Raw genomic sequence first — 6,502 nt, 5'->3', positions numbered from 1 at the left:
CCGCACACCCGCGCGACCTCCTCGATCACGATCACCGTCGCCAGCGCGTCCGCCCCCGCACCGCCGTACGCCTCGGGCACGTGCACCGCGTGCAGATCGTTGGCGACCAGCGCGTCCAGCGCCTCCTGCGGGAACCGGCCCTCCTCGTCCACCGCCGCCGCGAACGGCGCGATCTTCGCCTCCGCCAGCGCACGCACCGACTCCCGGAGCATGTCGTGCTCCTCGGAAGGCCGATACAGGTCGAAATCAGTCGAACCCGCCACGTTCACTCACTCCCACGCTTGCTAACTACCGTTAAGTAACCCAAAGGGTAGGGCGTGGCCCGGGCCCCGGGCCAGGGCACGACTATGCTCGGGCAGGCATTCCGCCCGACGTCACTGGAGTACCGCATGGCCCTCAAGATCACCGTGATCGGCACCGGCTACCTCGGCGCCACCCATGCCGCGGCCATGGCGGAACTGGGCTTCGAGGTGCTCGGCCTGGACGTGGTCCCCGAGAAGATCGAGCTGCTGTCCTCCGGGCGCGTCCCGATGTACGAGCCCGGCCTTGAGGACCTCCTCGCGAAGCACGTGGCCGGCATCGAGGGATCGAGCGGCCGGCTGCGGTTCACCACCTCCTGGGAGGAGGTCGGCGCCTTCGGCGACGTGCACTTCGTCTGTGTGAACACCCCGCAGAAGCACGGCGAGTACGCCTGCGACATGAGCTACGTCGACGCCGCCTTCGCCTCCCTCGCCTCGGTCGTGCGCGAGGGCGCCCTGGTGGTGGGCAAGTCGACCGTGCCCGTCGGCTCGGCGGAGCGGCTCGCGGGCCTGCTGCCCGAGGGCGTCGACCTCGCCTGGAACCCGGAGTTCCTGCGGGAGGGCTTCGCCGTGCAGGACACCCTGCGCCCCGACCGGATCGTGGTCGGCGTGCGGGACTTCGGCGAGCGGGCCGAGAAGACGCTCCGCGAGGTGTACGCCGTGCCGGTCGGCCAGGGTTCGCCGTTCGTGGTGACCGACTTCCCGACGGCCGAGCTCGTGAAGACGGCCGCGAACTCCTTCCTCGCCACCAAGATCTCCTTCATCAACGCGATGGCGGAGGTGTGCGAGGCCGCGGGCGGCGACGTCGCCAAGCTGGCGGAGGCCATCGGCCACGACGACCGGATCGGGGCCAAGTTCCTGCGGGCCGGGGTCGGCTTCGGCGGCGGCTGTCTGCCCAAGGACATCCGGGCGTTCATGGCGCGGGCGGGCGAGCTGGGCGTCGACCAGGCGCTGACCTTCCTGCGCGAGATCGACTCGATCAACATGCGGCGGCGCGGCCAGATGGTGGAGATGACGCGCGAGGTCCTCGGCGGGAACTCCTTCCTGGGCCGCCGGGTCGCCGTGCTCGGCGCGACCTTCAAGCCGGACTCGGACGACGTCCGCGACTCCCCCGCCCTGAACGTGGCCGGTCAGATACACCTCCAGGGCGGCCAGGTCACCGTCTACGACCCGAAGGGCATGGAGAACGCGCGCCGCCTCTTCCCGACCCTGGGGTACGCCGACACGGCCCTGGACGCGGTGCGCGGCGCGGACGTGGTGCTGCACCTGACCGAGTGGCGGGAGTTCCGCGAGCTCGACCCGGCGGAGCTCGCCGCGGTCGTCACGTCGCCGGTGATCCTCGACGGCCGCAACGCGCTGGACTCGGAGCTCTGGCGGGCGGCGGGCTGGACGTACCGCGCGATGGGCCGCCCGCGCGCCTGAGACGTACGCACGCGAAGGGGGGAGAGAGGGCGCCGTCACGCGCCCCCTCTCCCCCCTTTCGTGCGGTCAGGCCCTTCGTGCGGTCAGGCCTTGCGTGCGGTCAGGCCGCGGCCGGGCGGATCCGGTTCGTCCTCGACAGGAACTCCGCCTCGCGCAGCGCCCGGGTGGCGTTGGCGTGGGCGAGCCCGACGAGGTCCTGGGCGGGCCAGCCCCGGCGGAGGAGCTCCGCGAAGAGCGGGACGTAGCCGAGGGCCGGGGCGGTGGTGTGGGAGATGCCCGTGGACCGCGGGCCCGCCTCCGTACGCACGCGGTCGAGGACGTCGGCGTCGGCGGCCGGGTCGTCGGTGACCGTGACCATGCAGACGGCGCCGTTCCCGCCGAGGAGCCGCAGCACCTCGTCCGGAAGGCCCTCCGGCGCCGCCCTGGTCAGCAGGGCCGGGGCCCGGGTGACCGCGAGGGCGCGGCGGATCGTGTCCTGGTCGGCGCCGGAGAGGTCCACGGCCAGGCCGAGCCGGTTCATCTCCCGTACGGCGTCGCGGGCGAAGCGGTCGAAGCGGGTGAGGTTCACGGCCCGTACGCCCAGGGCGTGGTAGGCCCGGAGGGTGGCCGCCGAGCCGCCGAGCGCGGGCCAGCCGACCGGCCCGAGCAGGGCGGCGACCCGGCCGCAGTTCCCGGCGTGGGCCATCTCCGACGTCGTGTACGCGAGCCTCAGGTCCTCGGGACAGGCGGCGACGAGGGCGCGGATCGCGTCGATCCGCCGCAGCGTCCCGATGACGCCCTCGTCGGCCTCCACGTGCAGGGACCAGAACTGTGCTCCGGCCTCCCCCGCGCGGACGGGTGGGAGGTCCTCGGGGTCGAGGGCCGGGGGCAGTTCCGTATGGCCCTCGACGACGGGCTGGGCGGCCAGGAGGGCGCGGGCCCGGGCCGTCTCGTCGAGCGGGGGCGGTGGTTCAGGGGGATCGAGCGCGCCGACGGCGGCGGGGGCGGCAGAGAAGGGGGAATGATCGTCGAGATCTGCCATGGTGCTACTCCGAACTCGGTGGTGCAGTACCGCCCCGCCAATTGCGGCGGGGCAGTACGTTCCACCGTGCCACCGGCCCCGGGCGGGGGCGCGGCGGAGTACGCCGTCCGGGTGAGCGATCCGTTACGGAGCGTCGGCGGTGTCGAGCGCGTCGATCGTCGCGTTCGACGGGGACGTGCGGGAGCGGAGGTCCCGGGAGACCGCTTCCGCGTCGCGGAGGACGCGGACCGCGTTGGACCAGGTCAGCTTGGTGAGGTCCGGGTGCGACCAGCCGCGGTGCAGGAGCTCCGCGATCAGGTTCGGGTACCCCGCGACGTCGTCGAGGCCGGCCGGGGTGAAGGCCGTGCCGTCGTAGTCGCCGCCGATGCCGATGTGGTCGATGCCGGCGGCCTCGCGCAGGTGGTCGAGGTGGTCGGCGACCGTGGCGACGGTGGCGATCGGGCGCGGGTTCTCCGCCTCGAAGGCGCGGTGCAGCTTCATCGCCGCGGCGGTGGTGTCGAGGTGGTCGAAGCCGTGCGCGCGGAGGTTGTCGTCCGCCCGCGCGGTCCACTCGACGGCCGCGGGGAGGATGAACTTCGGCACGAACGTGGCCATCGCGACGCCGCCGTTGGCGGGCAGCCGTTCCAGGACGTCGTCCGGGATGTTCCTCGGGTGGTCGCAGACGGCCCGGGCCGAGGAGTGCGAGAAGATCACCGGCGCGGTCGAGGCGTCGAGCGCGTCGCGCATGGTGGTGGCGGCGACGTGCGAGAGGTCGACGAGCATGCCGGAGCGGTTCATCTCGCGGACGACCTGCCGGCCGAAGGCGGAGAGCCCGCCGACGCCCGGCTCGTCGGTCGCCGAGTCCGCCCAGTCGTTGTTGTCGTTGTGCGTGAGCGTCATGTAGCGGACGCCCAGGGCGTGCAGCGCGCGCAGGGTGGCGAGGGAGTTGTTGATCGAGTGGCCGCCCTCGGCGCCCTTGAGGGAGGCGATACGGCCCTGCTCGCGGGCCGCCTCCATGTCGTCCGCCGTCAGGGCCGGGGCGAGGTCGCCCGCGTACCGCTCCAGGAGCTGGTCGACGATGTCGATCTGCTCCAGGGTCGCGCTGACCGCGTCGTCCCCGGCCAGCCGGCAGGGCACGTAGACCGACCAGAACTGCGCGCCGACGCCGCCGGCCCGCATCCGGGCGAGGTCGGTGTGGAGCGCTCCGGTCTGGTCCGCGCCGATGTCCATGCGGTCCAGGTCGTACCGGACGTGCTCGCGCAGCGCCCACGGGAGGTCGTTGTGGCCGTCGACGACGGGGTGGCCCGCGAGCAGCTCGCGGGCCTCCTCCAGACGGTCCGCCGCGCCGCCGGCCGCCGTACCGCCGGCCGTCGCGCTGCCGGACGCCGCGCTCACTTGCCGAAGCCGAAGGAGTCGGCGCCCTCGACCTTGGCCCGCAGGCGCTTGCCCTTCTCCGTGGCCTGGTCGTTGAGCTCCTGGAGGAAGTCGTTCATCCGGGTCCGGAGCTCGGGGTCGTGCGCGGCGAGGATCCGGGCCGCGAGCAGGCCCGCGTTGCGCGCGCCGGCGACGGAGACCGTCGCGACGGGGATGCCGGCCGGCATCTGCACGATGGAGAGCAGCGAGTCCATGCCGTCGAGGTACTTCAGCGGCACCGGCACGCCGATGACCGGGAGCGGGGTGACGGAGGCGAGCATGCCGGGCAGGTGGGCGGCGCCGCCCGCGCCCGCGATGATCGCCTTGAGCCCGCGGCCCGCGGCCTCCTCGCCGTACGCGATCATCTCGCGCGGCATCCGGTGCGCGGAGAGGACGTTGACCTCGTAGGGGATCTCGAACTCGTCGAGGGCCTGCGCGGCGGCCTCCATGACGGTCCAGTCGGAGTCGGATCCCATGGCGATGCCGACGGCGGGGGCGGTGCTGTTGCTGCTCACTCGGTGATCGTTCCTCGCAGATAGCCGGCGGCGTGACGCGCGCGCTCCAGCACGTCGTCCAGGTCGTCGCCGTAGGTGTTGACGTGCCCCACCTTGCGGCCGGGCTTCACGTCCTTGCCATACATGTGGATCTTGAGCTGCGGGTCCCTGGCCATGCAGTGCAGGTACGCGGAGTACATGTCCGGGTAGTCGCCGCCCAGGACATTGCACATCACGGTCCACCGGGAGCGCGGCCGCGGATCGCCGAGGGGGAGGTCGAGAACCGCCCGGACGTGGTTGGCGAACTGCGAGGTGATCGCGCCGTCCTGGGTCCAGTGGCCGGAGTTGTGCGGGCGCATCGCCAGTTCGTTGACGAGGATGCGGCCGTCGGTGGTCTGGAAGAGCTCGACGGCGAGGTGGCCGACGACCCCCAGCTCCTTGGCGATCCGCAGCGCGAGCTCCTGCGCCTGCCCGGCGAGTTCGCCGTCGAGGTCGGGCGCGGGCGCGATCACGGTGTCGCAGACGCCGTCGACCTGACGGGACTCGACGACCGGGTACGCCACGGCCTGGCCGTGCGGGGAGCGGACGATGTTCGCCGCGAGCTCGCGGACGAAGTCGACCTTCTCCTCGGCGAGGACCGGGACGCCCGCGAGGAACGGGTCGCGGGCCTCCGCCTCCGTACGGACGAACCAGACGCCCTTGCCGTCGTAGCCGCCGCGCACGGTCTTGAGGATGATCGGGAAGCCCCCGACCTCGGCCGCGAAGGCCACCGCGTCCGCCGCGTCCGCGACGATGCGGTGGCGTGGGCTCGGCGCGCCGATCTCGTCGAGCTTGGCGCGCATCACCCCCTTGTCCTGGGCGTGCACCAACGCGTCGGGCCCCGGGCGGACGGGGATGCCGTCCGCCTCCAGGGCCCGCAGGTGCTCCGTGGGGACGTGCTCGTGATCGAAGGTGATCACGTCACATCCGCGCGCGAAGTCACGCAGCGTAGCCAGGTCGCGATAGTCGCCGATGACGACCTCGCTCACCACCTGCGCCGCAGAGTCCTGCGGGGTGTCACTGAGGAGCTTGAACTTGATGCCGAGGGGGATGCCCGCCTCGTGGGTCATACGGGCGAGCTGACCGCCACCGACCATGCCGACTACCGGGAACGTCACTCTCTTAGGGTATCCGCACCACCGGGGAACACTCGTCCGCCTGTGGTTTGTCACAAGGACAGTGCAGGTCGGGGCCGGGTTTCCCCGTGGTTTACGAGGTACCCGGGCGGGTGACAGGGGGGCTGGTTAGCATGGTTGGGTTGACGTCGCCCGGACGTCACCCGGACGGACGGGACAGAGCCATCACCATGAGTGAACCCGGCGCGCTGCGCATGCGACTCAACGGGCTCTTCCGTGAGGTCGCCAAGTTCGGAGTGGTCGGCGGTCTCGGCGTCCTCGTCAACCTCGGCGTCTTCAACCTGGTGCGCCACTTCTCGGACCTCCAGGTGGTGCGGGCCAGCCTGATCGCCACCGCGGTCGCCATCGTCTTCAACTACGTGGGGTTCCGCTACTTCACGTACCGCGACCGGGACAAGTCGGGGCGGACGAAGGAACTGACGCTGTTCCTGCTGTTCAGCCTGATCGGCATGGTCATCGAGAACGGCCTGCTCTACGCGGCGACGTACGGCCTCGGCTGGGACGGCCCGCTCGCGAGCAACTTCTTCAAGTTCTTCGGCATCGGCATCGCGACGCTGTTCCGCTTCTGGTCGTACCGCACCTGGGTGTTCCGCGCGCTGCCCGCGAAGGAAGCGGTGCAGGCCGCCGAATCGTTCCTGGAGCAGCCCCCGCGCCAGGCGACCCGCCGCCAGCCCAACCGCGTCTGAGTCCCGTCTGGGT

General features: G+C 71.9%; 7 protein-coding genes. 2 read left to right on the top strand and 5 right to left on the bottom strand.

Features of this window, described 5'->3' with window-relative positions; genetic code table 11:
• The coding region (locus tag ACFC0G_RS38810) for an acyl-CoA dehydrogenase family protein (RefSeq protein ID WP_376413445.1) at positions 1 to 263 on the bottom strand (263 nt) is incomplete at its 3' end.
• Between the two features lie 126 nt (positions 264 to 389).
• On the opposite strand from ACFC0G_RS38810, the gene ACFC0G_RS38805 reads away from it, so the two are divergent.
• Positions 390 to 1,721: a UDP-glucose dehydrogenase family protein gene (locus ACFC0G_RS38805; protein ID WP_376413432.1), complete on the top strand. Its 1,332-nt coding sequence runs from the start codon at positions 390 to 392 to the stop codon at positions 1,719 to 1,721.
• 100 nt (positions 1,722 to 1,821) lie between these two features.
• Here the strand turns inward: ACFC0G_RS38805 and ACFC0G_RS38800 are convergent, their stop codons facing one another.
• The 4 genes from ACFC0G_RS38800 to ACFC0G_RS38785 form a co-directional block, all read right to left on the bottom strand.
• Positions 1,822 to 2,742: a membrane dipeptidase gene (locus ACFC0G_RS38800; RefSeq protein WP_376413431.1), complete on the bottom strand. Its 921-nt coding sequence runs from the start codon at positions 2,740 to 2,742 to the stop codon at positions 1,822 to 1,824.
• Positions 2,743 to 2,865: 123 nt separating this feature from the next.
• A complete protein-coding gene (locus ACFC0G_RS38795) occupies positions 2,866 to 4,053 on the bottom strand; it encodes a dipeptidase (protein WP_376413443.1) in 1,188 nt (395 codons plus the stop codon).
• A gap of 59 nt (positions 4,054 to 4,112) precedes the next feature.
• Positions 4,113 to 4,610 carry a 5-(carboxyamino)imidazole ribonucleotide mutase gene (gene purE / locus ACFC0G_RS38790; protein ID WP_376413441.1) on the bottom strand — a complete coding sequence of 166 codons (498 nt, stop codon included), beginning with the start codon at positions 4,608 to 4,610 and terminating at the stop codon, positions 4,113 to 4,115.
• A gap of 35 nt (positions 4,611 to 4,645) precedes the next feature.
• Entirely contained in the window at positions 4,646 to 5,839 is a 1,194-nt protein-coding gene (locus ACFC0G_RS38785; RefSeq protein ID WP_376413429.1) for a 5-(carboxyamino)imidazole ribonucleotide synthase, read from the bottom strand.
• Positions 5,840 to 5,973: 134 nt separating this feature from the next.
• On the opposite strand from ACFC0G_RS38785, the gene ACFC0G_RS38780 reads away from it, so the two are divergent.
• A complete protein-coding gene (locus tag ACFC0G_RS38780) occupies positions 5,974 to 6,489 on the top strand; it encodes a GtrA family protein (protein ID WP_376413428.1) in 516 nt (171 codons plus the stop codon).
• Positions 6,490 to 6,502 lie beyond the last annotated feature (13 nt).

It is taken from the genome of Streptomyces sp. NPDC056169 (assembly GCF_042268445.1).
Taxonomy (GTDB): domain Bacteria; phylum Actinomycetota; class Actinomycetes; order Streptomycetales; family Streptomycetaceae; genus Streptomyces.
Note: the sequence above shows the minus strand (reverse complement) of the source record. Positions and strands in the feature narration are given on the sequence as shown.